Source organism: Ensifer sp. 4252 (genome assembly GCF_050434565.1).
Lineage (GTDB): Bacteria > Pseudomonadota > Alphaproteobacteria > Rhizobiales > Rhizobiaceae > Ensifer.
This window is the reverse complement of the sequence record NZ_JBNDIU010000010.1, coordinates 120,562-143,662: the sequence shown is the minus strand read 5'-3', so window position 1 is coordinate 143,662 and position 23,101 is coordinate 120,562. Positions and strand designations below refer to the sequence as shown.

17 protein-coding genes are annotated in these 23,101 nt (G+C 62.1%); 6 read left to right on the top strand and 11 right to left on the bottom strand.

Annotated features, from left to right (window positions below; translation table 11 throughout):
- The first annotated feature begins 62 nt into the window (after window positions 1-62).
- From ABIE33_RS19595 to ABIE33_RS19585, 3 genes are all read left to right on the top strand, one after another.
- Entirely contained in the window at window positions 63-584 is a 522-nt protein-coding gene (locus ABIE33_RS19595; protein ID WP_429128287.1) for a SixA phosphatase family protein, read from the top strand.
- Between the two features lie 124 nt (window positions 585-708).
- The gene (locus ABIE33_RS19590; RefSeq protein WP_429128284.1) at window positions 709-2,202 is read left to right on the top strand and encodes a YcjX family protein; all 1,494 of its coding nucleotides are present in this window, start codon (window positions 709-711) and stop codon (window positions 2,200-2,202) included.
- Window positions 2,199-3,284 (top strand): YcjF family protein, encoded by a 1,086-nt coding sequence (locus tag ABIE33_RS19585; RefSeq protein WP_429128282.1) that lies wholly within the window; start codon window positions 2,199-2,201, stop codon window positions 3,282-3,284. Before ABIE33_RS19590 ends, ABIE33_RS19585 begins: the two co-directional genes overlap by 4 nt.
- A 9-nt stretch (window positions 3,285-3,293) precedes the next feature.
- Here ABIE33_RS19585 and ABIE33_RS19580 read toward each other — a convergent pair whose 3' ends face one another.
- Together ABIE33_RS19580 and ABIE33_RS19575 are read right to left on the bottom strand one after the other, a co-directional pair.
- Window positions 3,294-4,085: a molybdopterin-binding protein gene (locus tag ABIE33_RS19580; protein WP_429128279.1), complete on the bottom strand. Its 792-nt coding sequence runs from the start codon at window positions 4,083-4,085 to the stop codon at window positions 3,294-3,296.
- Window positions 4,082-4,942 (bottom strand): cytochrome b/b6 domain-containing protein, encoded by an 861-nt coding sequence (locus tag ABIE33_RS19575; RefSeq protein WP_429128277.1) that lies wholly within the window; start codon window positions 4,940-4,942, stop codon window positions 4,082-4,084. The genes ABIE33_RS19580 and ABIE33_RS19575 overlap by 4 nt, the downstream gene beginning before the upstream one ends.
- A gap of 249 nt (window positions 4,943-5,191) precedes the next feature.
- On the opposite strand from ABIE33_RS19575, the gene ABIE33_RS19570 reads away from it, so the two are divergent.
- Complete coding sequence (locus tag ABIE33_RS19570) at window positions 5,192-5,743, top strand: hypothetical protein (protein WP_429128274.1); 552 nt, start codon at window positions 5,192-5,194, stop codon at window positions 5,741-5,743.
- A 71-nt stretch (window positions 5,744-5,814) separates the two neighbouring features.
- Here the strand turns inward: ABIE33_RS19570 and folK are convergent, their stop codons facing one another.
- Genes folK through folP form a run of 3 tightly spaced genes read right to left on the bottom strand, consistent with a single transcriptional unit; the run spans window position 5,815 to window position 7,563 of the window.
- Complete coding sequence (folK, locus tag ABIE33_RS19565; RefSeq protein ID WP_429128478.1) at window positions 5,815-6,339, bottom strand: 2-amino-4-hydroxy-6-hydroxymethyldihydropteridine diphosphokinase; 525 nt, start codon at window positions 6,337-6,339, stop codon at window positions 5,815-5,817.
- The gene (gene folB, locus ABIE33_RS19560; protein ID WP_429128272.1) at window positions 6,329-6,697 is read right to left on the bottom strand and encodes a dihydroneopterin aldolase; all 369 of its coding nucleotides are present in this window, start codon (window positions 6,695-6,697) and stop codon (window positions 6,329-6,331) included. Before folB ends, folK begins: the two co-directional genes overlap by 11 nt.
- Window positions 6,698-6,711: 14 nt before the next feature.
- Window positions 6,712-7,563 (bottom strand): dihydropteroate synthase, encoded by an 852-nt coding sequence (folP, locus tag ABIE33_RS19555; RefSeq protein ID WP_429128269.1) that lies wholly within the window; start codon window positions 7,561-7,563, stop codon window positions 6,712-6,714.
- A 105-nt stretch (window positions 7,564-7,668) separates the two neighbouring features.
- Between folP and ABIE33_RS19550 the strand changes: the two genes are divergently transcribed.
- On the top strand, window positions 7,669-8,298 hold the full coding sequence (locus ABIE33_RS19550) for a DUF922 domain-containing Zn-dependent protease (protein WP_429128266.1): 630 nt from the start codon (window positions 7,669-7,671) through the stop codon (window positions 8,296-8,298).
- Window positions 8,299-8,759: 461 nt separating this feature from the next.
- On the opposite strand, the gene ABIE33_RS19545 is transcribed toward ABIE33_RS19550, so the two are convergent.
- Complete coding sequence (locus tag ABIE33_RS19545) at window positions 8,760-9,080, bottom strand: 2Fe-2S iron-sulfur cluster-binding protein (RefSeq protein ID WP_429128263.1); 321 nt, start codon at window positions 9,078-9,080, stop codon at window positions 8,760-8,762.
- Between the two features lie 181 nt (window positions 9,081-9,261).
- The gene (locus tag ABIE33_RS19540) at window positions 9,262-9,630 is read right to left on the bottom strand and encodes an Hpt domain-containing protein (RefSeq protein WP_025427193.1); all 369 of its coding nucleotides are present in this window, start codon (window positions 9,628-9,630) and stop codon (window positions 9,262-9,264) included.
- Between the two features lie 609 nt (window positions 9,631-10,239).
- On the opposite strand from ABIE33_RS19540, the gene ABIE33_RS19535 reads away from it, so the two are divergent.
- Complete coding sequence (locus ABIE33_RS19535) at window positions 10,240-16,815, top strand: kinesin (RefSeq protein WP_429128475.1); 6,576 nt, start codon at window positions 10,240-10,242, stop codon at window positions 16,813-16,815.
- Window positions 16,816-18,028: 1,213 nt separating this feature from the next.
- Here the strand turns inward: ABIE33_RS19535 and ABIE33_RS19530 are convergent.
- The 4 genes from ABIE33_RS19530 to ABIE33_RS19515 form a co-directional block, all read right to left on the bottom strand.
- On the bottom strand, window positions 18,029-18,898 hold the full coding sequence (locus ABIE33_RS19530; protein ID WP_429128261.1) for a cytochrome c1: 870 nt from the start codon (window positions 18,896-18,898) through the stop codon (window positions 18,029-18,031).
- A gap of 32 nt (window positions 18,899-18,930) precedes the next feature.
- Window positions 18,931-20,253, bottom strand: a complete 1,323-nt coding sequence (locus ABIE33_RS19525; RefSeq protein ID WP_429128258.1) for a cytochrome b — start codon at window positions 20,251-20,253, stop codon at window positions 18,931-18,933.
- Between the two features lie 14 nt (window positions 20,254-20,267).
- Window positions 20,268-20,846, bottom strand: coding sequence for a ubiquinol-cytochrome c reductase iron-sulfur subunit (petA, locus tag ABIE33_RS19520; RefSeq protein ID WP_077503655.1), 579 nt, complete (start codon window positions 20,844-20,846; stop codon window positions 20,268-20,270).
- 365 nt (window positions 20,847-21,211) lie between these two features.
- Window positions 21,212-23,077 (bottom strand): ABC transporter ATP-binding protein, encoded by a 1,866-nt coding sequence (locus ABIE33_RS19515; RefSeq protein ID WP_429128473.1) that lies wholly within the window; start codon window positions 23,075-23,077, stop codon window positions 21,212-21,214.
- Between the last annotated feature and the right edge of the window lie 24 nt (window positions 23,078-23,101).

Sequence of the window (23,101 nt, the reverse complement as noted above, 5' to 3'; positions counted from 1 at the left end):
CCCCGATCCGGCGATATTCGATCCCGTCGCGACCCGCGGCGGGCAGCTAGCGGAACTCATATATGCAAGACAGTGCCGCCAGGCCCTTCCGTCTCTTCCTTCTGCGTCATGCCCGCTCCGGTTGGGCCTTGCCCGGCCAACGTGATTTCGATCGCGCGCTCGACGACGTAGGATATGCCGAGGCGGAACTGATCGCGCAGATGGCTGCCGATCGTGGCATCCGGCCGGAGCTGATCTTGTGCTCGACCGCCGTGCGTTGTCGCCAGACCGCTGAACCCTTCTTCCGCTCCGTCAGCGAAGACATCCAAATCCGCTATGTCGACGAGCTCTATACCGGCCCGGCAAGCGTCTATACCGACATCATCGAAGCAAACAGGCATCTGAATTCGCTGATGATCGTCGGACACAATCCGATGATCGACGAACTCTTCCACCGCTTTGCCGGAGACGAGGCGGCGACCGACGCCCTGCCGCATGGCTATCCGCCTGCAGCTCTTGCGGTCCTTGACTTGCGGGCAGGCTCCGGCGGCAGCATTACGGCGACGTTGGTGTCGCTGATGCGGCCGATCAGGGAACCGAAATGACATGCCGTTGTTGCGGTGCGGGAAATATTTCCTATATCGCCAAGGCAAACAGGGCCTGCCACACGTCTCGACGGCAGACATTCGCATGAACGAAAGCGGCAAGGTCCGCGAGGGATAGCACGACTTGGCGCCAAATCTGACCAGCTTCAAAGACGACGCCCTGATTGCATTCGACAATCTCACCGATCGTGCATCGGGCCTCGTCAATCCCTCGATCCGGCTGGGCGTCACCGGCCTTTCGAGAGCCGGAAAGACGGTCTTCATCTCGTCGCTGGTGCATAATCTCCTCAACGGCGGACGGCTGCCGGTGTTCGAAGCGGTGCGCTCCGGCCGCGTCTCGAAGATAAGGCTTGAGCCCCAGCCGGACGACGCCGTGCCGCGCTTTCAGTACGAGGATCACATTGCCGCCCTGGTGCGCGATCGTATCTGGCCGGATTCGACCCGTGCGATCTCGCAGCTTCGCATTACCCTCGACTTCGAGAGCGCCAGTGGCTGGAACAGACTGTTTTCGGCCGGCCGGCTGTCGCTCGATATCGTCGATTATCCCGGTGAATGGCTGCTGGACCTGCCGCTGCTCGCGCAGGATTTCAAGCAGTTCAGCGACAATTCGGTGGCCCGCGCCCGTGCACACGGCCGCGTCAACCTGTCGGCGGATTGGCTGACGCTTGCCTCGTCTGCGGGACCTAAGGCGATCGCCGATGAAAGCAGCGCGCGCCGGCTTGCCGAAAGCTTCACCGCCTATCTCAAGGCCTGCAAGGCGGACGCGAGCTCGCCGTCGACCTTGCCCCCCGGTCGGTTCCTGATGCCGGGCGATCTCGAGGGCTCACCTGCTCTGACCTTCTCGCCCCTGCCCGACCTGCCCGAGGGCCGTGCGCCGAAAGGCTCGCTCTGGGCGATGATGGAGCGTCGCTACGAGGCCTATAAGAAGCACGTTGTCAGCCCGTTCTTTCGCGAGCACTTTGCCCGGCTGGACCGGCAGATCGTGCTTGTGGACGCGCTGCAGGCGATCAATGGCGGACAGGAATCTCTGCTCGATCTGGAGCAGGCGCTGGCCGACGTGCTGGCCTGTTTCCGCCCTGGTACGAACAGCTGGCTCTCGTCGTTCCTCACCCGAAGAATCGACAAGGTGCTGATCGCCGCGACCAAGGCGGATCATCTGCACCACGAAAGCCACGATCGCCTGGAGCGCATTACGGCGCGTCTGGTCAGCCGGGCAGCCGCCAGCATCGGGATGAGCGGTGCGGGGCTGGAAGTCATGGCGATCGCCTCGGTCCGGGCGACCCGCGAGGCAACGGTCGATCATGGCGGCCATACGCTTCCGGTCATCGTCGGCACGCCGATCGCCGGCGAGAAGATCAACGGCGATACCTTCGACGGCGAACGGAAAACAGCGATATTTCCCGGTGACTTGCCGGACGATCCTGAAGTTCTTTTTAGGGCGCTTGATGCCGATGCATCGGCGACGACATTCGGCGACGTACATCCGATGCCCGAGTTGAGTTTCGTGCGCTTCCGGCCGCCGCATCTTGAAGAGACCGGTGGCGGATTGAAGCTGTCGGTGCCGCATATCCGGCTTGATCGGGCGATGCAGTTCCTGTTCGGAGACCGGTTGGCATGAGCGACGATTTCGACAGTCGAGGCCGAAAGCCTGGCGCCTTTTCGGTGAACCCGGATCCGGAGCCGAAGCCGGCGGAAAGCGCCCGCCCCCGCCGCGCGCCGGCGAGCTTCGATGACAAGGTGGTAATGACGCCGGACACGGAGGATCCCTTCCGGGAGACGACGCTTAGCGTCGAGAGCCTGGCTCTGCCGGAGGCAAGCCCGCGCAGGCGTCGCCTGTCCGTCGGCAAGATCGCTATGGGGGCATTCGGCATTCTCCTCTCGCTTGCGGTGGGCCTTTGGGTCGACCGCCTCATCCGCGACCTGTTTTCCCGCGCCGACTGGCTCGGCTATGCCGCGATGGGCGTTGTCGCCATCGGGCTCCTGGCACTCCTGGTGGTCATTGCCCGCGAGCTGTCAGGCATGATGCAACTGACGGCCGTCCAGACCTTGAAATCGGAGACGGAGAGTGCGGCAACCTCAGGCAACACCAAGCTGGCACGGTCCGCCTCGGAAAAGCTCGTCCATCTTCTCGCCTCCAATCCGCGCACCGCACGCGGTCGTACGCGCCTTAAGGAAACCGAGGGCGAGATCATCGACGGCCCGCATCTGCTCGACCTGACGGAGCGCGAATTGCTGACGCCGCTCGATCGCGAGGCCCGGCGCATCATCCTTGCCGCGTCCAAGCGCGTGTCGATCGTCACCGCCGTCAGCCCCCGCGCGCTCGTCGATCTCGGCTATGTGCTTTATGAATCCGCCCGCATGATCCGCGCGATGGCCGAGCTTTATGGCGGCCGCCCCGGTACGCTCGGCATGCTCAGGCTGATGCGCGACGTGATCGCCCATCTCGCGGTTACCGGCTCGATCGCCGCCGGCGACAGCCTCATCCAGCAGGTGCTTGGCCACGGCCTGGCGTCAAAACTCTCAGCGCGGCTCGGCGAAGGCGTGATCAATGGGCTGATGACGGCGCGCATCGGCATCGCCGCCATGGATCTTTGCCGACCGATGCCTTTCCAAGCGCTGAAACGTCCCGGGATCGGCGACTTTCTCTCGGACCTCGCGCCCGGCGCCGGCCGCGCGGCCAGTCAGAACGGCGACACTTAGAAACTAGAACTAGATGCCCGCATACCAGTCATAACCAAGGTCTTCCCAGAAGCCGCCGCGTCCACGACCGAATGGCGACAGGTCCGATACGACCTCGATGGCACTGATATACTTCGCCATTTTGTAGCCGAGTTGCCGCTCGATGCGCACGCGAAGCGGGGCGCCATTGGCGACCGGAAGCGGCCTTCCGTTCAATCCATAGGCAAGGATCGTCTGCGGATGACGCGCATCGATGAGGTCGATCGATTCGTAGTAGGCCGCCGGGCCGGAAAGCCCGAGATCCATGAGATCGAAGCAATGGAAGACAATGTAACGGGCTTCCGGCTTGATCTTGGCTTCATCGAGCACCGTGGCAAGCGGAACGCCGGTCCATTTGGCGATGCAACTCCAGCCTTCGACACAGTCGTGACGGGTGATCTGGGTCCGTGCCGGCATGTTGCGCAGCTCGGTCAATGTCAGGCTGAGGGTTTTTTCGACGAGACCGGTGATACCGAGGCGGTATCCGGCGAAATCCTGCTGCTGGAGGGCGATATACTCCGGGTCGGTCGGATCCGTCGAGCCGTTCGGCCGTTGCCCCTGCCGGATTTCGCTTTCGGCGAACTCAGGCGCCAGCCGGTCGGCGTCCATCAATAGCCGCTGCACCCGATAAGTCAGGTTGTTCGCCGATGCCAGGACATCGCGGACCGGCGATCTGTTTTGCAGGAAGCCGTCAAATGCATCGCAGCCGGCAAGCGGCAACGTCGAGGCAGCCATGCCGGCGGCCATCAGAAAGCGCCTGCGGTTGATCAGAAGCCGGCTCATTGCCCTGCCTCCTTGCGCTGCGGCTCGCCATCGATGCGATATCGCCCTGTTATCATCGAGCGCAATTCGTTGATCGGCCCGGCGGCAAAAACCATGAAGATGTGGATGGCAAAGAAGCCCACGAGCAGAAGCATGACGACGAAGTGGATCGTCCGCGCCGTCTGTCGGCCGGCAAAAATGTCGATCAACCACGGCCACGCTGCGTCCATACCCGGCGACATCGTCAGCCCCGTCAGGATCATTAACGGGAAAAATATCAGCAAAACAGCGACATAGGAGAGTTTCTGCAAGCCGTTGTAACTCCGGCCGTGATCGAAGCGGAACCGCAGATGGTTGAGGAAACTTTGCGGCAAGCCGCGGATGTCGGCTGCCGTCGGCACGATCTCGCGCCGCAGGTGCCCGTTGATGAGGCTCGCAACCAACCAAACAAGAAAGACCATGGCGAAAAGCCAGGCGAAGAAGAAATGCACAACGCGCCCCGTCGCCAGGTCCTGATAGGACGGGACCGTCAGCCAGGCCGGGAAGGCTCTGTAGACGCGGCGATCGTCGGGGCCGCTGACACCGAGAACGCCAGTCGTGTCGAACCTGTGGCCGAGCAGCGTGGTAACACCCCTGACGTTTCCGTCTTCTGTCCGAGTGGCGCTGATGGATAGCACGCCGTTGTCGAAGGCAAAGCCCGATTGCTGCCCGAGATAAAGCGTCGGATGGGCGTTGAATATCTGCAGGCCACTCAAAAGCAGGAAGAACAATGCCAGTGCCCACAGCCAATGGGTCAGCCGGGTGACAAGGCCGTGGCGGCGGATCGTGAGTGCCCGTGAGGCGTGCGTTTCCGGGGTGCCGTTGATCGCCGTTGCCATCGTGAAACCTCCGTGTTTCAAGTAGATACGTACGCCGGTGCAACAGAGTTTCATAAACACGTCTGCGCGCATCGTAGCACATGACGGTGAGGCCGCCGTGAGCGCCTTGCTGCCATCCGATCTGCTACGCGCAGAACGGTATCATCGACACAAAGAAGCCTTGATATCCGCCCGAAAGAAACCGTCCATTAACCATTTGCGCGCAAATGTGGCTCTTAGTTTCGGACGTTGACCCATCAAGGATCGTTTATGTTCTCGCGCCCTTCTTTGATCGCTCGCGGCGCTGCCGCCTTCGCGCTTGCAGCAACCGTCGGCGTTGCTACGCCAGCCATTTCCGGCGGCAAGGACAAGGCTTTCTTCGAGAAAGTCTCCGGCCAGTGGAAGGGGCCTGGCGAGATCGTCGCCGGAAAATACAAGGGCACCAAGTTCACCTGTGATCTCGCCGGCGAACCGGTTGCCGGCAATGATGCCGGAATCAAGCTGGATGGTTTCTGCCGCGTCGGCGTGTTCAAGCAGCCGATGTCGGCGCTGATCACCCAGAAGGGCAGCAGCTACACCGGAAAATTTCTCGACGGCGCTGATGGCAAGGGTCTCGACGTAGTCTCCGGAAACGTCGCCAAGGACAAGGTCGTCGTCGGAATCAACCGCAAGAAGCTGAACGGTGCGATGATCGCCCGGCTTCAGAACGACTCCACCATGAACATCACCATCTCGGTGAAGGTAGAGGATACGATGGTGCCGGTGATCGGCGTCAGCCTCAACCGCCAGGTCGACAACATCGCCGTCGGCTCGATCAAGTAGACGACCGTACAGATTACAGAGAAAAGCCCCGGTCAAACGCCGGGGCTCTTCTTTTTGCGTTCTACTCGGTCTCAGGCCCCTGCCCGCCACCAGTCCCTGTCTTCGTCCGCCACCTCGATCCCGGTGACGTCGGCATCCGCCAGCCAGTCTGCGACCCGCCGTCCGTTCACACTCATGCCGGAAGCGAAGTCCGCAAGCGGCATCAGGACAAAGCCGCGCTCGGTCATGCGCGGATGCGGCAACTCCAGCTTAGTCTCGGTCTGGGACAGGTCGCCGAAAGTCAAGACATCGATGTCGATCGTACGCGGCCCCCAGCGCTCGTCACGCACTCGCTTCATCTGTCGCTCGATATCGAGGCAGGCGTCCAGCAGTGCTTCCGGGCCGAGTGTCGTTTCGACTTCGGCGCAGGCATTGAAGAACCAGGCCTGATCGGTCTTGCCCCAAGGCGGCGTCCGGTACAGGCGCGAAACGGCTCGAACCGTACAATCCGGTCGGGCATCGAGCATCTGAAGGGCCTCGGCCATGGCCTTTGGCGGCTCGCCAAGATTGCCGCCGAGCCCCAGTGTCGCGATCGGTCCGCTCATGTCAGGCGACATGCTCGACAGTGACTTCGACATAGTCGAGTATGCCGGGTACCGGCGCATTCGGCTTGCGAACGGAAACCTTTGCCCGCCGGATCTGCGGGAAGCGGACACAAAGGGTCTTGGCGACCTCAAGCGCCAGTGCCTCGATCAGGTAGCGCCGACGTCCGGTGACGATGCGCTCGATTTCAGTAAAGGCGATGCCGTAATGCACGGTGTCGTCGATCGAATCGTCAACCAGCGCCGTGCCCTGCTCCACTTCGAGCTCCGCATCGACGAAAAACCGCTGGCCGAGGAACTCTTCCTCGTCGAGTACGCCATGGCGCGCAAAGAAGGCACAGTTTTTCAGGGTGATCGTATAGGTCGCGCTCATGGTTTTCCGTCCCGTCAGCTCTTCTTTGCATCCAGCATAGCATCCGCCATCATCAGCGCATCCCTGCTGTTTGCGACATCATGTACGCGGAAAATGGCGGCACCCGCCATGCGTAAGAGCGCCGTCGTCGCCGCAGTGGCAGCGTCGCGGTCCCCCGGCTCTCGTCCGGTGACAGCACCGAGGAACCGCTTGCGTGATGTGCCGACCAGAAACGGCCGTTCGAAACGGTGCAATTCGGCAAAACGCGCCATCAGTTCGAGGTTCTCTTCCGTGTCCTTGGCAAAGCCGAAGCCTGGATCAAGCACGATCCGTTCGCGTTCGATGTCGGCTTCCGCCGCGATCTGCAGCGAGCGATCAAGGAAATGGAACTGGTCCTCCACCACATCGGCGAGCTTCTGGCGATCGCGGCCTGTGTGCATGATGCAGAGGCCGGCGCCCGTCTGCGCAGCAATCCGCGCAATATCCGGTTCGCGCTGAAGGCCGTGCACGTCGTTGACGATATGGGCGCCCGCTTCGACGGCAAGCCGTGCGGTCTCTGCCCTGTAGGTATCGACTGAAATGAGCGCATCGGTGTCGCGAGCCAATGCCGCGATGACCGGAAGGATCCGGCTTTGTTCCTCTTTAGCACTCACGGGCGCTGCATCGGGCCTTGTCGATTCACCGCCGACATCGAGGATCAAGGCGCCATCGTCGATGCAGCGCTTGCCCTGGGCAACGGCCGCCGCGGTATCGGTGAAACGGCCGCCATCGGAGAAAGAGTCGGGGGTAACATTGATGATCGCCATCAAAACGCCACGTGGCCCCAGTTCGAGACTACGCCCATGCGCCAGTTTCCAGTGAAAATTTTGAAATGGATTGTAAGTCATTTCCCCTCACGATGCGCAGCAGGCAACCATTTCGATTTGCTGTTGCACCCGCGCTGGCTATGCCCCAAGCTTGATTGAAGTTCAACTAAAGAGAACTCCGCACTGATGTCTCGAGTACGCGTTCCGTTCAAAGCCGCCCTTCTTGCCCTTCTGGTTGCCATGCCCTTGGGCCCTGCGTCCGGCGAAACGGTGATAAACAAGAGCTTTTCCTATTTCTCGATCGGCGGTCGCACGGCAGCCGATCTCGACAAGGCTTTGTCCAAAGCCGGGCCGATGATGAAATCGACGGGCTCGCGCCATCCGGGCGCGACGCGCATCAAGTTTGGCGGAACGATCACCTACGTCAATCGCGGCGGACGCTGCGCAGTCGGCGTCGCCCGCGTCACGCTCAGCACCCGCATCATCTTGCCACGCTGGAAGTATCGCACGCAGGCAAGTCGCGACCTCGCCTTGGTCTGGGACACATTATCGAGCGATATCAAGCGGCACGAGGAACGCCATGCCGAGATCGCACGCAACCATGCCCGCAAGATGGAAAAGATGTTTCTGGCCCTGAGACCGCAGGCGACCTGCGAGCAAATGCAGGAAGACGTCACACGCGCCAGCGTCGAGGCGATCGCCGCCCACGACAAGGATCAGGCCCGGTTCGACCGGACTGAGGCGGCCAATTTCGACAAGCGCATGATCCGATTGCTGCAATATCGGCTGGAAACGCTGAAGAAAACGCAGCGCTAGACAGGTCCCTGTTCAACGGCCACGACCGGCATAAGCATAACGGGAATATACTTTACCACTACCTGATTAGCGCGTGCGCACCCACAGTATTTTATTGGTGAAATCTAGCGATAGCTGCAGCTGAGCGACTCACTTATATTCAGAATATGGAACGTGAGGGCGAATTGAAATCCAACCCTCCGTTGTCGTAAAGCGATTTTGCGGGCCATGATGGCTTTGCACGACGTATAAATATTGCCGTTACTTGAATTCAGCAGCGTCGTTTAGTTTCTTCAAGCGCAAAGTTCGACGGCGCAGCAATACAGGTTCTCCTGGCGTGTCTTTATGCAGCAGATGTTCCCTCCCTCATCTGCGTGCGATACGCCCTCCTAGCCTCGCTCGTCACACGACCAGCGAGGCGCTTTTTTGTCAAACATGGCAGCGATAGACTGAAAATGGACTGTGGCGCCGACGGCCAGCGATCAGGCCTGGCGTTCGGGCACGTGCACGACGAGCCCGTCCAGCGCATCGCTGACCTTGATCTGACAGGAAAGCCGCGAGGTCGGACGCACGTCATAGGCAAAATCGAGCATGTCCTCTTCCATCGCTTCCGGAGCGCCGACGACAGCCGTCCAGGCTTCGTCGACATAGACATGACAGGTAGCACAGGCGCAGGCCCCGCCGCACTCCGCTTCAACGCCGGGAACCGAATTGCGAACGGCGTTCTCCATGACAGTCGAGCCGTTCTCGACATCGAGTTCGTGGCGCGTGCCATCAAAGGCAACGATCGTAAGTTTTGTCATGTCACTTTCCGGAATAAGCTGATGGGACTGGCCGATTGCGCAAAGCCGCGTGCGGCGGCAGGCGCGAATTCAGGAAAAGTTCTTCCAACAATTCGGCCAGTCAGTCAACAAGAGCCGGCGGTTGCATCGCGGACGCGGCGTTTCGGCGCGGGCCGCGATGCACCTTTCTGGCGGGCCGCAATCAGCGGCAGAGCTTCAGGATAAACAGCTCGGCCTCAAGCACGCTCTCTGCGAGAACATCGGGCAAAGCCGCATCGGTGGGACGCTGTTCGATCGCGCCCGCTGCAGCCGCGACGTCGACGGCGCCGACGGCGAGTGCGGCCCCCTTCAACTGATGTGCGGCCTGGGCACGTCCATTCACGTCGCCATCGGTGATTTCCTTCATCACCTTGCGCGCCTGACGGGCGAACAATTGCAGCACTTCGATTTCAAGCGCCTTGTCGCCCATCGTCTGCGCGGCAAGATGGGCAAAATCGATGGGCTTCTTGCCGGAAAGAGAAGAGCTGCCCGGAGTGTCGGGAGCTTCGAAGGCAATTCTGAGGGCCGCCATGAGCCAATTTCCCTATTGTTTGTATGCTGTTGGTCTTTATCCGATGCCGTCCCGCTTCATTCGCGGTCCAACTGCCATGGGGCGGCACGGACGCCGTGACCGACGACGCCTGTTCACCAAGCTTCGTCGCCGGACGATCGCTACGGTTTGCGAGCTATCATCCTCCACGGGCGGGCGCTGCTATCGGCTTAAAACGGGGCGCAATATAGGCAGGAATCTGGGAAAATGGTTAACGCTCGTTAAACCTCCTGATTTCCTTGCCTTTTCCGACCTAAACCCCCTTGCTGCATTAAGAATTCATTAGGATTTTAATGAAGCTGGAGTGCTCTTAATTGTAAGAACCCGGCTAATGTGTCACTACGATACGGTTAGGAACGGGCTTGCGTACGAAAATGGCAACCGTTCCGGTGGATAAGCTGTGCGAGTGGTGCCCTCGAGGGTCAATTCCGACTATCCATCGAGGAAATGCAGTGGGTGTTCAGTAGGGTATTGCGTAGATGTGATGCGCGTATCTTGCCGTCACCGCCCCGGTGAAGACAGTGCCTTGCCGCAGTTGCGGATGACAAGGACACGCTTCGTCGGAGGCAAAAGGTAATGAGGCGTATCCCTATGGCGACGAAGAAGAGCAACGAGTCGATTGATGAAAAGGCCTTCCAGGCTCTGGAAGCGGCCCTTAAGATTGATTTTGACGAGCTTAAGTCGAGCCCTAACGACAAGACTTCCTTGGATGATCCGGAGGAAAATGTGTCTGACTCCACTAATCAGGCTGCTCAGCCCGATCACAGTCGAAAGGCAAAGCCTCAACAGGAAGCCCCCCGCGCCGCGCGAGCAAATGACGCCGCACGCGGGCTCGCTCCTGAACCTGCGCCGAAGTCGCCTCCCCTTTCTCCGGCAAACGACGATGGGCGCCGCTCTCCGGCTGCCATGTTGCGCGCCCTCGACGTTCGTTCGAACCGCGCCGCGATCCGTGTCGCTGCCCTCGTCTCGGTGGTCTGGGCCGTGGCCGGCCTCGGTGTCGCCAACCTGCTTTATGGACCGCAGATCTGGCAGATCCGCACGCTGGGCGATCTCGCCGCCACCCCGGGTGCAGTCGGCGTCGCCATCGGCATCGCGCTGCCCATCATGCTCTTCTTCTCCTTCGCCGTCATGATCGCCCGTGCGCAGGAACTGCGCAACGCCGCGCGCTCCATGGCTGAAGTTGCGCTGCGCCTGGCCGAGCCGGAAACCGCAGCGGCCGACCGGGTCATGACCGTCGGTCAGGCCGTTCGCCGCGAAGTCTCGGCTATGAACGAAGGCATCGAGCGCACCATCGCTCGCGCCACCGAACTCGAAACGCTGGTTCATTCCGAGGTCAACGCCCTCGAGCGCAGCTACAGCGAGAACGAACTGCGGGTGCGTACGCTGGTTCAGGAACTCGGCCTCGAGCGCGAAGCCATCATCGGCCATTCCGAGCGCATCCGCTCGACCATCGCCGGTGCGCATGGCAAGCTGAAGGACGAGCTCGACCAGGCGGGCGAAGACATCGCCTCCCGCATCGCGATCTCCGGCGAGGCCTTCGCCTCGTTGATCGATACGCGGGCAGCGGCTCTCAGCGAAAAGTCCGATACGGCGCTGCAGAACATCAGCACCATGCTGTCGAACCGCACGGACTCGCTCCTTTCCGGCCTGACGGCAGCCGGCCTCGGCCTCAGCAGCGAATTCGACACCCGGCTCGACCAGCTGAGCGATACGCTGACCAAGCGTGGCGAGCAGCTGCTCGGCCAGTTCGAGACCCGCGCCTCGTCGCTCGACGCCAATACCGAAAAGCTGAACGCGGCTCTGAACGAGCGCGCCCGCCAGCTCAATGAAACGCTCATTGCCCGCACCCGCGACCTCAACGAAAGCCTGAGCGTCGGCCAGCAGGCTATTGCCGGCGGCCTCGAAGACGTGCTCGCCACGCTCAACGCCACCCTCGATGAAAAGGGTGCGCATTTCCGCCAGAGCCTGCGCTCCAGCGCCGACGACGCGATCATGGATCTCGATCTGCGCGGCGGCTTCTTCGAAGAGAAGCTGCAGACGACAGTCGGCCACCTGGCCACCGCCTTCGACGAGCGCTTCCACGAGTTCGCGTCGGCCTTCGACAAGCGCGCCAGCTTGCTCGATACCAAGCTGATGGAAAGCCTGCACCGCATCAACGAGACCGTCACTGGCGGTTCGGATGCCATCGGTGGCGCGCTCGACAGCAGCATCGAGAAGATCGGCTCTGCCCTCTCGGATCAGTCGCTGACGCTTGCAACTGCGCTCGGCGCCACGCACGACTTCATCGAGGAAACGATCGGTAGCCGCACGTCCGATCTCAGCAACCTGATCGGCGGTGCCCATAGCCGCATCGACAGCGTGCTTTCCGAAAAGACCAGCAGCCTGATGGGCGCCTTGTCCGAGGCCCAGGATCGCATCGAGAACGGCTTCGGCCAGCGCGCAGATGCGCTTGCAAACGCCCTTACGACCAGCGAACAGCGCCTGACCGAGGGTCTCGACACCCGCACGGCACAGTTCGTCGACGGCCTGCAGGCGGCCCATGCCCGCATCGAGCAGACGCTGACCGGTTCGACCGACGAGATCACCAGCGCCATCGCCGCAAGCCAGCATCGTCTCGATAACACTCTGTCCGAGCGCACCCTTGCCCTTTCGACCGTGCTTTCGACAGGCACGGACGCGATCGAAGGCGCCGTCGGCGAAACGGCCGACCGGCTGGAGCGTGTTCTTTCGGAACGCAGCCAGGCGATTGCAGAGACCTTGTCGAGCCAGACATCAGCACTCGACGGCGTTCTGGCCGATCGTTCTGCCCACATCACCTCGACCATGACGGCCCGCGCCAACGAAATGGCGGACTCCTTGAGCCGGCATGCGGAAGACGTCGCCGACAACCTCACCTTCCGCGCCACGGCCGTTGCCGAAACGATGACCGACCGCGTTGGTGAAATCGAACAGAAGCTGTCGGACAGCGTGTCCCTCGTTGCCGAAAACCTCGGCGGCCGCGTCAGCCAGATCTCCGACACTCTTACCAACACCAGCGCTCGCATTGCCGAAGACCTCAGCGGCCGCGTTGGCAAGATCTCGGATGCGCTGACGGCCACAAGCGCCCAGATTGCCGAAGCGCTGACCGCGCGCACCACCGAGGCGACAGCCTCGCTCGCCGGCAAGGCGACGGAAATCGAACAGACGCTTACCGGCCGCGCCGAGCACCTGCGCGAGACCCTGTCCTCGACCCACGAGCAGATCCGCGCCACGCTCGACGACCGGATCAACGCGATCAACCTCGCCGTCGACCAGGGCCGCGACCAGCTGGAAGGCATGCTGTCCGACCAGTCGATGTCGATCGCCACCAGCCTTGCCACCAGCGCCAGCATGCTCGAAATGTCGCTCGAAGAGCGCCAGTCGGCACTTGCCGGCATCATCGACCGCAGCGGCGAAACGCTTGAAGCCCGCATGCGCTCGACAACCGGCAACATTGCCGAGCGCCTGGCGGAAACCGCGGGCCAGATCAGCCTCGCCGCTGACACGCTGACCAACCGCGTCGACTTGTCGATCAACGGCCTCAACGACCGCCTCGACGACACCGGTCTGCGCATCGAGACAAGCCTTGGCGCGCTTGAGGAGCGCATGCGCGACAGCGCCGAAAACGTCAGCACGATCGCCGATGCGGCAGGTGCTCGTGTCGAGACCCGGCTCGGCTCGCTGGAAGACCGCATGCGCGGCAGTGTCGATAATGTCAGCGCAATCGTCGATGATACCGCCGCTCGCATCGAGACCCGCCTGGGCTCGCTTGAGGGCCGGATGCACGGCAGCGTCGACAAGGTCGGCGCGATCGTCGATGAAACCAGCAACCGGATCGAAACCCGCTTGGGGACGCTGGAAGACCGCATCCGCGACAGCGTCGGCAATGTCAACGCGATCGTCGACGACACCGGCTTCCGCATCGAGGCCAGCATCGGCACCCTGGAGGATCGCATCCGCGACAGCGTCGGAAGCGTCAACGCCATTGTTGACGATACCGGCGCCAAGATCGAGACCAGTATCGGTTCCCTGGAAGGCCGTATTCGCGGCAGTGTCGGCAGCGTCAACGCACTTGTCGATGACACCGGCCTGCGTCTTGAGACGAGCCTCGGCTCGCTGGAGGATCGCGTCCGCGAAAGCGTCGGCAGCGTCAACGCCATCGTCGGCAACGCGGGCCAGCGCATTGCCGATAGCCTCGGTGAACGCGCCGGCGAAATCGACCGCGCCAGCGAAGAAGCGGCAAGCCGTATTTCCAGCGCCATCAATGCCGGCACGGACCGCATTGAAGAACGCCTCGGCACCATGGACCGTGCCCTCAACATCGGCCTCGAAAACGTCAACCGGACGATCGAAGGCAAGGCCGCGGTGCTTGTCACCAGCCTGCGCGGCGCCGTCAGCGACGTAACGCACGAGATCGACGCCGAAGCCGGCCGTATCGAGGGCAAGACTGCCGACCTCGTCACCAGCCTGCGCGGCGCCGTCAGCGAAGTAACGCAGGAGATCGACGCCGAAGCCGGTCGCATCGAAGGCAAGACAGCGGATCTCGTCAGCAACCTGCGCGGTGCAGTCGGCGATGTTGCTCAGGAGCTCGACGCTGAAGCCGCCCGTATTGAAGGCAAGGCCGCCGGTCTCGTCACCACACTTCGCAGCGCAGTCAACGACGCAGCGCAGGAACTCGACGCGGAAGCGGCCCGTTCCGCCGGCCTTCTTTCCAAGGCCGGTCAGGACTTCGCCAATGTGCTGGCGTCCCGAAACGCCGACTTCGCAAACGCGATCGAACAGACCGCAGCGGCAACGGCCGCACGCCATGCCGAACTCGCACGCTCGGTCGCCGACGCCTCCGACACTGCCACCGCACGCCTGGCCGCCACGCATGGCCAGGTGGCCAGCCACGCCCAGAACATCCAGCAGGGCCTTGCCGATGCCGAAAAGGCTCTGGAGGCCCGTGGCGAAGCGATCCGCAGCACGCTCGACGACCGGACCCGCGAACTCAACTCGATGCTCGCCGGCCGCTCGATGGAGCTGTCGCGCATTATCGACGAGCAGGCCCGTCCGGTCATCGATCAGTATGCCGCAACCGGCCGCGAAGCCGCCGAGCGCATCGCCAGCCTGACGCAGGACAGCACCGAGCGCCTGCGCGCGGAAAATGCAGCACTCGTCAATGCCATTACCGAACGCACCGGCGAGACGCTCAACGCCATCTCGCTGCGCGCCGAGGAAACGGCAAAGGCGATGAAGATGGTCGAGAACCGTCTGCAGTCGACCGCCCTCGGCCTGATCGATCAGCTCGCCGCCAACAACACGGCGATCGCAACCGTCATCGACCAGGCAAGCAACAACCTTGGCGACATGGATCAGCGGCTGGAGGCGACGGCCACCCGCTTCTCCGAAACCACACGTCAGGCTTCCGACATGCTGTCGACCTCTACCCGCCTCATCGAAGGCAAGGTCGACAAACTCTCGGATATCTCCGCCTCCACGCTGTCGCAGATCGGCGGCATCGTCGGTCGCTTCGAGGATCACTCCAAGGTGCTCGGCCAGGCCTCGGACCTGCTGGGCGCGGCCCAGTCGAACCTCGTCAGCACGCTCGAGGAACGCCAGGATGCCTTGCGCACCCTGTCCGTCGGCCTCGTGCAGCGCTCGGAAGAAATCGAGCGCACCATGCGTGCACTCGAAGGCTTCGTCGATGGCGCCTTCCAGCGCGCCGAAGAGCGCTCCGGCCTCGTTGCAGGCAACCTGCGCAGCGGCATCCAGCAATCCTTCTCGGATGTCGGCCGCCTGCTGTCGAGCACCGAGCAGCGCGCAGCCGAAGCCGCCGAATCCATGCGCAATGCGCTGGCACAGGCCGGCGACGAGGCTGGGGCTTCGGTTGAGGCGGTGTTCTCGCGCGCCGAAGAACGGTCGCGCCAGATTGCCGACACACTGCGCTCGGGCGTCGAAACCTCATTCGCCGACGTCAACAAGACGCTGTCGGCGGTCGAAGGCCGTGCGCTCGGCGCCTCCGAAGCGCTCCGCCAGGCGATCGCCAAGGTGGGCGAAGATGCCGGCTCCTCGATCGAGGGTGCTTTCGCAAACGCCGAGGAACGCTCCAAGGAGGTGGCATCCCGCCTGCGCGGCAGCGTTGCCTCGTCGGTCTCCGATGTCGAGCGCATGCTCAACGAAAGCGGCAAGAAGTCGGACGGCGTGGCCACCCAGCTGCGCGAAGCCGTTCGCGTGGCGATCGACGAAGCCATCGGCCGCTTCAGCGGTGCGACGGACGATATCCGTCGCTCGGCAGGCGAGATCCGCAAGGAACTCGACATGACCCGCGAAGAGCTGAAGCGCAGCGCCTTCGACCTGCCGGAAGAAGCCAAGGAAAACGCCGCCGTCATGCGTCGTGCCGTGGCCGAGCAGATCAAGGCCCTGCAGGAGCTGTCGGACATCATCGGCAAGTCCTCGACGCAGCTCGAAGTCGCCCAGCCGTTGCGCCAGCAGCCTGTTGCCGCCGCCCCTGTGGCCGCAGCGCCCGTCACCGTCGCCCGTCCGGTGCAGCAGCCGGTCGCAGAACCGCGCCGCGAGGACCCGGCGCCGGTGCTGCGCGGCAGCCTCGGCATCGAGCAGGCGACCGTTCAGCAGCCTGCCCCCATCCAGCCTGCCCGCGCCCAGCCGGCAACGCAGGCCGTCACCAGTGAGGTCGCAGAAGGCGGCGGCTGGATGCGCGACCTGCTGCGGGCTGCCTCGCGTGAAGAGGCTCCTGCTGCCGCACCGCAGCGCCCGGCTGAAAGCCAGCCGGTTGCCCGCAGCGGCGATACCCGCAATCCGCGCCACGTGGTGGAATCGCTGAACTCGCTTTCGGTCGATATCGCCCGCGCCATCGATCATGACGCATCGGTCGATCTGTGGCGCCGCTACCAGCGCGGCGAGCGCGACGTCTTCACCCGCCGGCTCTATACGCTGAAGGGCCAGCAGACCTTTGACGAGATCAAGCGCAAGTACGACCGCGAGCCGGAATTCCGCACCGCTGTCGACCGCTACATCGCCGACTTCGAAAAGCTGCTTGCCGATGTCGCACGCAACGATCCGGACAAGCGCATCACCCAGACCTACCTGACATCAGACACGGGCAAGGTCTACACGATGCTCGCCCACGCCGCCGGCCGCTTCAACTAAGGCAGCCCTGACCAACGAGATCCGACGGCCCCATCGCAAGGTGGGGCCGTTTTCGTATGTGCGGTCGACACCAGAAGCAAACGCCCCGCTGGCGTTAGTTTGGCTGCAGCGACACCTCCGGCGTCGGCAGCACTGTTTGCCGATTGTCGGCGCTATATCTTACCCACATACCACAGCTTACCTGCTTACCACACCGGAGAACCGATAACCCGCTCCGCAACTCTGCCGTCCTCCATCACCAGCCAATCGTCGCCAGCCACCTGTGTTGCAGCGGGGCTATTGAGGTGAAGGCATTCAAGAACGATGCAGTTCTCTGCGATGTCCGTTGGTGCCAGCGTCGATCCGTGACGGCCGCGAAACGCCTCCATTCATTGATGCGAGGCACGGGCATCGCTACTGCCCTTCGCCTTTGCGAGCGGCAAGCGCTTCACTGTCCCAATCCGATGTTAACAGGCGACCTCATACCTGGCATTCCAACGCTGCCAACGCGCGGGCGAAATCCTGCGCCACCGACGCGCGGCTCGGCGCGGGGGCCATTGCATCTGAACCTAAACACCAAGATGGAGCAGCGGGACCGCACGGGATCCGTCATGGTTCGAGTTGGAGGGTGACGCCAGTGGTCATAGATGACGCCTGCGACCGAGCTGGCGACACTGGCCGGATTGATGAAGGAAGGCATTCCACGCGCCTGCTGCCCAGCGTGGAAAAGGGACATCGTTCGCGTCCAACGAGTTGCCGGTCGTGTTTGCCCCATCAAAACCGAACCTGACCGGAGGCGCTTGACCATGCTGCGCTACGCTCATTGATCTCTGCGGTCGGAGGGGCGCCCTGCCCGTTTTCATACCGGGACAGGCACACCCTTCGCTGCAACCCCAGTTGCTCGCTCGCCATATGAGCGTGCGACATGGCGGCCCCCACCGTTGCACCGCGGACTTCCAGAGGCTTAACGGTTCGAGCGCAAATCGGTGCTCGGCGCTGCCGCATGTAGCTGAAGGCTTTGGTTTCTGGAGGCACTGGCGCATGGACTTCTGGGCCCTATGCGACCGATCGGGCTATGACGCCATCGCGCTACGGCTGGCACTTCTTTCGTCTGCGCTGACCCGATAAGCATTTTCGCGCCGACAAGCGAAAACAACGCCGCACAAAAGAAAAGGCCCCGGACGAACCGAGGCCTCTTGTCAGGTTTCGATCGAGCTGGCGAGCCAGCCGGCGATCAATGTTCCTTGTTGGCGTAGACCGACTTCTTGGTCAGATAGATGAGACCGGTAAAGATCAGCAGGAACACCATGACCATGAAGCCGGTGCGCTTGCGGTCTTCCAGGTGCGGCTCGGCGGCCCACATCAGGAAGGCCGAGACGTCCTTGGCATACTGGTCCACCGTCTGCGGTGCGCCGTCGTCGTAGGTAACCTGATCGTTGGAGATCGGCTGAGCCATCGCCAGCGCTGAAGCGCTCGCGAAGTAAGGGTTGTAGTGCGTGCCTTCGGCGACCTGAACGCCTTCCGGCGGCTCATGGTAACCAGTCAGCAGTGCGTGGATATAGTCCGGGCCGCCTTCCTGGTAGGGCCAGAACATATCGAAGACGAACTGCGGGAAGCCACGCTCGATGCCGCGCGCCTTGGCGATCAGCGAGAAGTCCGGCGGTGCAGCCCCGTTGTTGGAAGCAGCAGCTGCTTCCTTGTTCGGGTACGGCGACGGGAAGTGATCCGAAGGCACGGCCTTGCGGTTGTACATTTCGCCGTCAGCGTTCGGGCCGTCCTGAACTTCGTAGTTCGCGGCGAATGCCTTCACCTGGGCGTCGGAATAGCCGAGACCCTCAAGCGTACGGAATGCCACCAGGTTCATCGAGTGGCAGGCCGAACAGACTTCGGCGTAGACCTTCAGGCCGCGCTGCAGCTGGCCCTTGTCGTAGTTCCCGAACGGGCCGGCAAACGACCAGTCCTGCTGTTCCGGCTTGTGGATCGGATAGTGGGGCGTGCCGCCGCCATGCTCCTCGCCACCTGCCGCCTCTTCAGCGACAGCAGCTCCGAGACCGAGGCCAGCGACGACAGCAAGTGACAGAATGCCTGTTACAAGCTTTTTCATTGTTGTGGGTTCCTTATCAATCGCTGTTCTGATCACACGCGTGCCGTGGCAGGCTGAGCCTTCGCATTCTTCTTCTCCAGAACCGCTTCGGTGATGGAGTTCGGAATGCGCTTCGGCGTCTCGATCAGGCCGAGAACCGGCATGATGACGAGGAAGAAGCCGAAGTAGTACAGCGTGCCGAGCTGGGAGTAACCCACATAGTTGCCCGCGAGATCGCCGCCAAAGATCAGGCCAAATAGACCACTGCCTTCCGCCGGGCGCGAGCCGAGCCAGCCGAGCATGATGGCGTTGACCACGAAGATCCAGAAGAACAGCTTGTACCAGGGACGGTAGACAGCCGAGCGAACCTTGGACGTATCAAGCCAGGGCAGGAAGAACAGGATGATGATCGAACCGAACATCACCAGAACGCCGCCGAGCTTGGAGTCGATCGGGCCGACATTGAAGGTGATGGCGCGCAGCATCGCGTAGAACGGCAGGTAGTACCACTCCGGAACGATGTGAGCCGGCGTCTTCAGCGCGTCAGCCGGAATGTAGTTGTCCGGGTGGCCAAGGAAGTTCGGCATGTAGAAGACGAACCAGGCGTAAACGAGCAGGAAGACGGAAACGCCGAGTGCATCCTTCAGCGTCGCATAGGGCGTGAAGCGGACGGTGTCGGTCTTCGACTTCACTTCGACGCCGGTCGGGTTGGTCTGGCCGACGACGTGCAGAGCCCAGACGTGAAGCACGACAACGCCGGCGATCATGAATGGCAGCAGGTAGTGCAGCGAGAAGAAGCGGTTCAGCGTCGGCTGGTCGACGGCAAAGCCGCCAAGCAGGAACTGCTGGATCCACTCACCCACGAGCGGGAAGGCCGTGAAGAAGCCGGTGATAACCGTCGCACCCCAGAAGGACATCTGACCCCAGGGCAGAACGTAGCCCATGAAGCCGGTCGCCATCATCAGGAGGTAGATGACTACGCCGAGGATCCAGAGGATTTCGCGCGGTGCCTTGTACGAGCCGTAGTAGAGGCCACGGGCAATGTGCAGGTAGACGGCAATGAAGAAGAACGACGCGCCGTTGGCGTGCATGTAGCGCAGGAGCCAACCGTGGTTGACGTCGCGCATGATCTTTTCGACCGAGTTGAATGCAACGGTCGCTTCAGCCGCATAATGCATCGCGAGCACGACACCGGTCAGGATCTGGACGACCAGCATCACGGAAAGCATGGCGCCAAAGGTGTATGCGTAGTTCAGGTTCCGCGGAACCGGATAGGTGATGAAGCTGTCGTGAATCATACGCGGCAGCGGAAGACGGGAATCAACCCATTTCTCAATGCCAGTCGTTGGCGTGTAGGTTGAATGTTCAGCACTCATTATCAGTAGTCCCCTCAACCGATCTTGATAACTGTGTCGGAAACGAACGAGAAGGTCGGCACGGGGAGGTTTTCCGGCGCCGGACCTTTGCGGATTCGGCCAGCCGTATCGTAGTGCGAACCGTGGCAGGGACAGAACCAGCCACCGAAATCACCGGCCTGACCAAGCGGCACGCAGCCGAGATGGGTGCAGGAGCCGATCATCACGATCCAGTTTTCCTTGCCTTCGCCGGCGGAGCGATCGAGATCGTTCGCCTCGGCGTCGGTCGGAAGGTTGGCGTTGCGCGCAACCGGATCCTTGAGGTCGGCAAGAGCGACCGCCTTGGCCTCTTCCACTTCCTTCTCGGTGCGGTTGCGGATGAAGATCGGCTTGCCGCGCCATTTGGCCGTCAGCGACATGCCGGCCTGCAGGCTCGACACATCAACCTCGATCGAGGCGAGAGCGAGCGTCGAAGCATCCGGACGCATCTGGTCGATGAATGGCCAGGCCACTGCGCCAGCGCCAACGACGCCCGCCATGCCGGTGGCCAGGTAAAGGAAATCGCGGCGAGTGGGCTCGCCCGAGGTCTCGCTTGAAATGTCGTGTTCGCTCACGGCTAAACCATCCTCTCACGCAATGTTGCGGAAACCGCATCCGCCCAGCGAGATCCCTGCCCTTGCGGTTTGACCTAGGTCAAGGAAACACGCCCAATCAATGTGCTGACACCTTAGCCGGCTTGCTGTTGCAAACACGTTATCAGGCGACAGAATCCGTAAAGTTCTGCGCGCACATGGCTCGCAGATTCCCCGTCAATCCGGCGCGTTCTATGCTTGATCGCAAATTATGTCCAGCCTTGACAAGGGCGGGTGGGCAGATTGTCGCGGGGAAAAGCGCGGCCAATTGGCACAAGGACTTGATGGTTGGCGTCACCACCGGCCCACAGTCGTCGGAAGGGCGTGAAAACGGCTGTTGGACCGCCCTACTCCGCGGCTTCCTCTCGGGCGAGAAAGCCACCCGATTGCCGCGACCAGAGGTCGGCGTAAAGACCGCCCCGGGCGATCAGTTCGGCGTGGGTTCCGTCCTCGACGATCCGGCCCTTGTCCATGACGACGAGCCGGTCGAGAGCGGCGATCGTCGACAATCGGTGTGCGATCGCCAGCACCGTTTTTCCCTGCATCAGCCGATCGAGATTGGACTGGATTGCCGCCTCGACTTCGGAATCAAGCGCCGAGGTTGCCTCGTCCAGAACCAGGATCGGCGCATCCTTGAGCATGACGCGCGCAATCGCGATACGCTGCCTCTGTCCGCCTGAAAGCTTGACGCCGCGTTCGCCGACGTGAGCATCAAAACCCCTGCGGCCGCGCTGGTCCTGGAGATCGAGGATGAACTCGTAGGCCTCGGCTTTCTCCGCCGCCATGATCAGCTGCTCTTCGGTTGCATCAGGGTGCCCGAAGAGGACGTTGTCGCGGATGGAGCGATGCAAAAGCGACGTATCCTGGCTGACCATGCCGACCTGCGCGCGCAGCGATTCCTGCTTCACCGTCGAAATGTCCTGGCCATCGATCAGAATGCGCCCGCCTTCGATGTCGTAGAAGCGCAACAGCAGATTGACCAGCGTCGACTTGCCGGCGCCGGATCGGCCGACGATACCGACCTTTTCTCCAGGACGGACCACGAGCGAAAAGTCGTCGATGACGCCGGCGCCCCTGCCGTAGTGGAACTTCACATGTTCGAAGCGGATCTCCGGCTCACTGACCGACAACTCCTTGGCATCCGGCTTGTCGACAAGGCCGATCGGCTGGGAGACGAGTTCAGCCGAATTCTGGATCGTGCCGATGTTGCGCATGATCGAGTTGAACTGCGTCATCATGCGGCCGAGCAGCATGTTGAGCCGCAGCACCAGCGCCAGCGTGAAGGCAACTGCACCCGAACTGATCGCGCCGCCAAGCCAGAGGTGAATGGCATAGATCGCGATAGCAGCGATCATCATGCCCGACAGCAGCGCAAGCGAGGCGCGTACGGCCGTCAGCAGCCGCGTGAAAGGAATGACAGCCCGCTGGAAGCGATCGAAGCCGGCGCGGATGTAGCGATCGTTCTCGTCGTCGCGGCCGAAGAGCTTCAGTGTCTGGATGTTCGAGTAGGCATCCACCATCCGACCGTTCAGCATCGAGGCCATTTCGGCTGTATCGCGCGCATGCTTGCGGATGCGCGGAACGAAATAGCGCGCCAGCGCCAGGAAGAGGACGATCCAGAATGCGACCATTGCCGCCAGCCGCCAGTCGAGCTGGGCGACCAGCGCCATGGTCGAAGCGGTATAGATGACGATGAACCAGACCACCTGCAGCAGCGACACGATCAGATCGCTGGTCGCCTGTGCGCCCGACCAGACCTTCGTCACGATCCGGCCGGAAAAGTCATTCTGGAAGAAGGAAAGCGATTGCCGCGCGACGTGCGTGTAGGTTTGCCAACGCACCAGATTGAGGAAGCCGGTGATGATCGACTGTTCTTCGACGAGCGCAGCCAGCGACACTGCGACGAGGCGGAACACCAGCACCGTCAGCAACATGAACAGAAGTTCGGGGCCGTTGGCGGAAATCAGCCCGCTCCAGCCCGCCTCCGGCTTTACCGTGTCGAGCAGGTCGACGAGCCGTCCGACGAAATAGAAGAGCCCCGCCTCCAGCATGGCGACAAGGCCGCCGAGGATGGCCATCGCCAGAAACGGCCCCTTGGCCTGACGGGCATAGAACCAGGCAAAACCCCATAGCGATTTCGGCGGCTGCAATCGCTCCCGCGGCGCAAACGGCTTGATCCAGTTCTCAAAGATGCTGACGATGGCGCTGAGCATGGTTCCGATATAGGCGGTTCGGCG

Excerpts from the sequence above, each read along its gene's own strand:
- ABIE33_RS19540 (WP_025427193.1), bottom strand. The coding sequence starts at position 9,630 with ATGGCGGCCCTCAGAATTGCCTTCGAAGCTCCCGACACTCCGGGCAGC.
- ABIE33_RS19530 (WP_429128261.1), bottom strand. The coding sequence starts at position 18,898 with ATGAAAAAGCTTGTAACAGGCATTCTGTCACTTGCTGTCGTCGCTGGC.
- ABIE33_RS19550 (WP_429128266.1), top strand. The coding sequence starts at position 7,669 with ATGTCTCGAGTACGCGTTCCGTTCAAAGCCGCCCTTCTTGCCCTTCTG.
- ABIE33_RS19535 (WP_429128475.1), top strand. The coding sequence starts at position 10,240 with ATGGCGACGAAGAAGAGCAACGAGTCGATTGATGAAAAGGCCTTCCAG.
- folP (WP_429128269.1), bottom strand. The coding sequence starts at position 7,563 with ATGACTTACAATCCATTTCAAAATTTTCACTGGAAACTGGCGCATGGG.
- ABIE33_RS19570 (WP_429128274.1), top strand. The coding sequence starts at position 5,192 with ATGTTCTCGCGCCCTTCTTTGATCGCTCGCGGCGCTGCCGCCTTCGCG.
- ABIE33_RS19525 (WP_429128258.1), bottom strand. The coding sequence starts at position 20,253 with ATGAGTGCTGAACATTCAACCTACACGCCAACGACTGGCATTGAGAAA.
- ABIE33_RS19575 (WP_429128277.1), bottom strand. The coding sequence starts at position 4,942 with ATGGCAACGGCGATCAACGGCACCCCGGAAACGCACGCCTCACGGGCA.
- ABIE33_RS19545 (WP_429128263.1), bottom strand. The coding sequence starts at position 9,080 with ATGACAAAACTTACGATCGTTGCCTTTGATGGCACGCGCCACGAACTC.
- folK (WP_429128478.1), bottom strand. The coding sequence starts at position 6,339 with ATGTCGCCTGACATGAGCGGACCGATCGCGACACTGGGGCTCGGCGGC.
- ABIE33_RS19595 (WP_429128287.1), top strand. The coding sequence starts at position 63 with ATGCAAGACAGTGCCGCCAGGCCCTTCCGTCTCTTCCTTCTGCGTCAT.
- ABIE33_RS19585 (WP_429128282.1), top strand. The coding sequence starts at position 2,199 with ATGAGCGACGATTTCGACAGTCGAGGCCGAAAGCCTGGCGCCTTTTCG.
- ABIE33_RS19515 (WP_429128473.1), bottom strand. The coding sequence starts at position 23,077 with ATGCTCAGCGCCATCGTCAGCATCTTTGAGAACTGGATCAAGCCGTTT.
- ABIE33_RS19580 (WP_429128279.1), bottom strand. The coding sequence starts at position 4,085 with ATGAGCCGGCTTCTGATCAACCGCAGGCGCTTTCTGATGGCCGCCGGC.
- folB (WP_429128272.1), bottom strand. The coding sequence starts at position 6,697 with ATGAGCGCGACCTATACGATCACCCTGAAAAACTGTGCCTTCTTTGCG.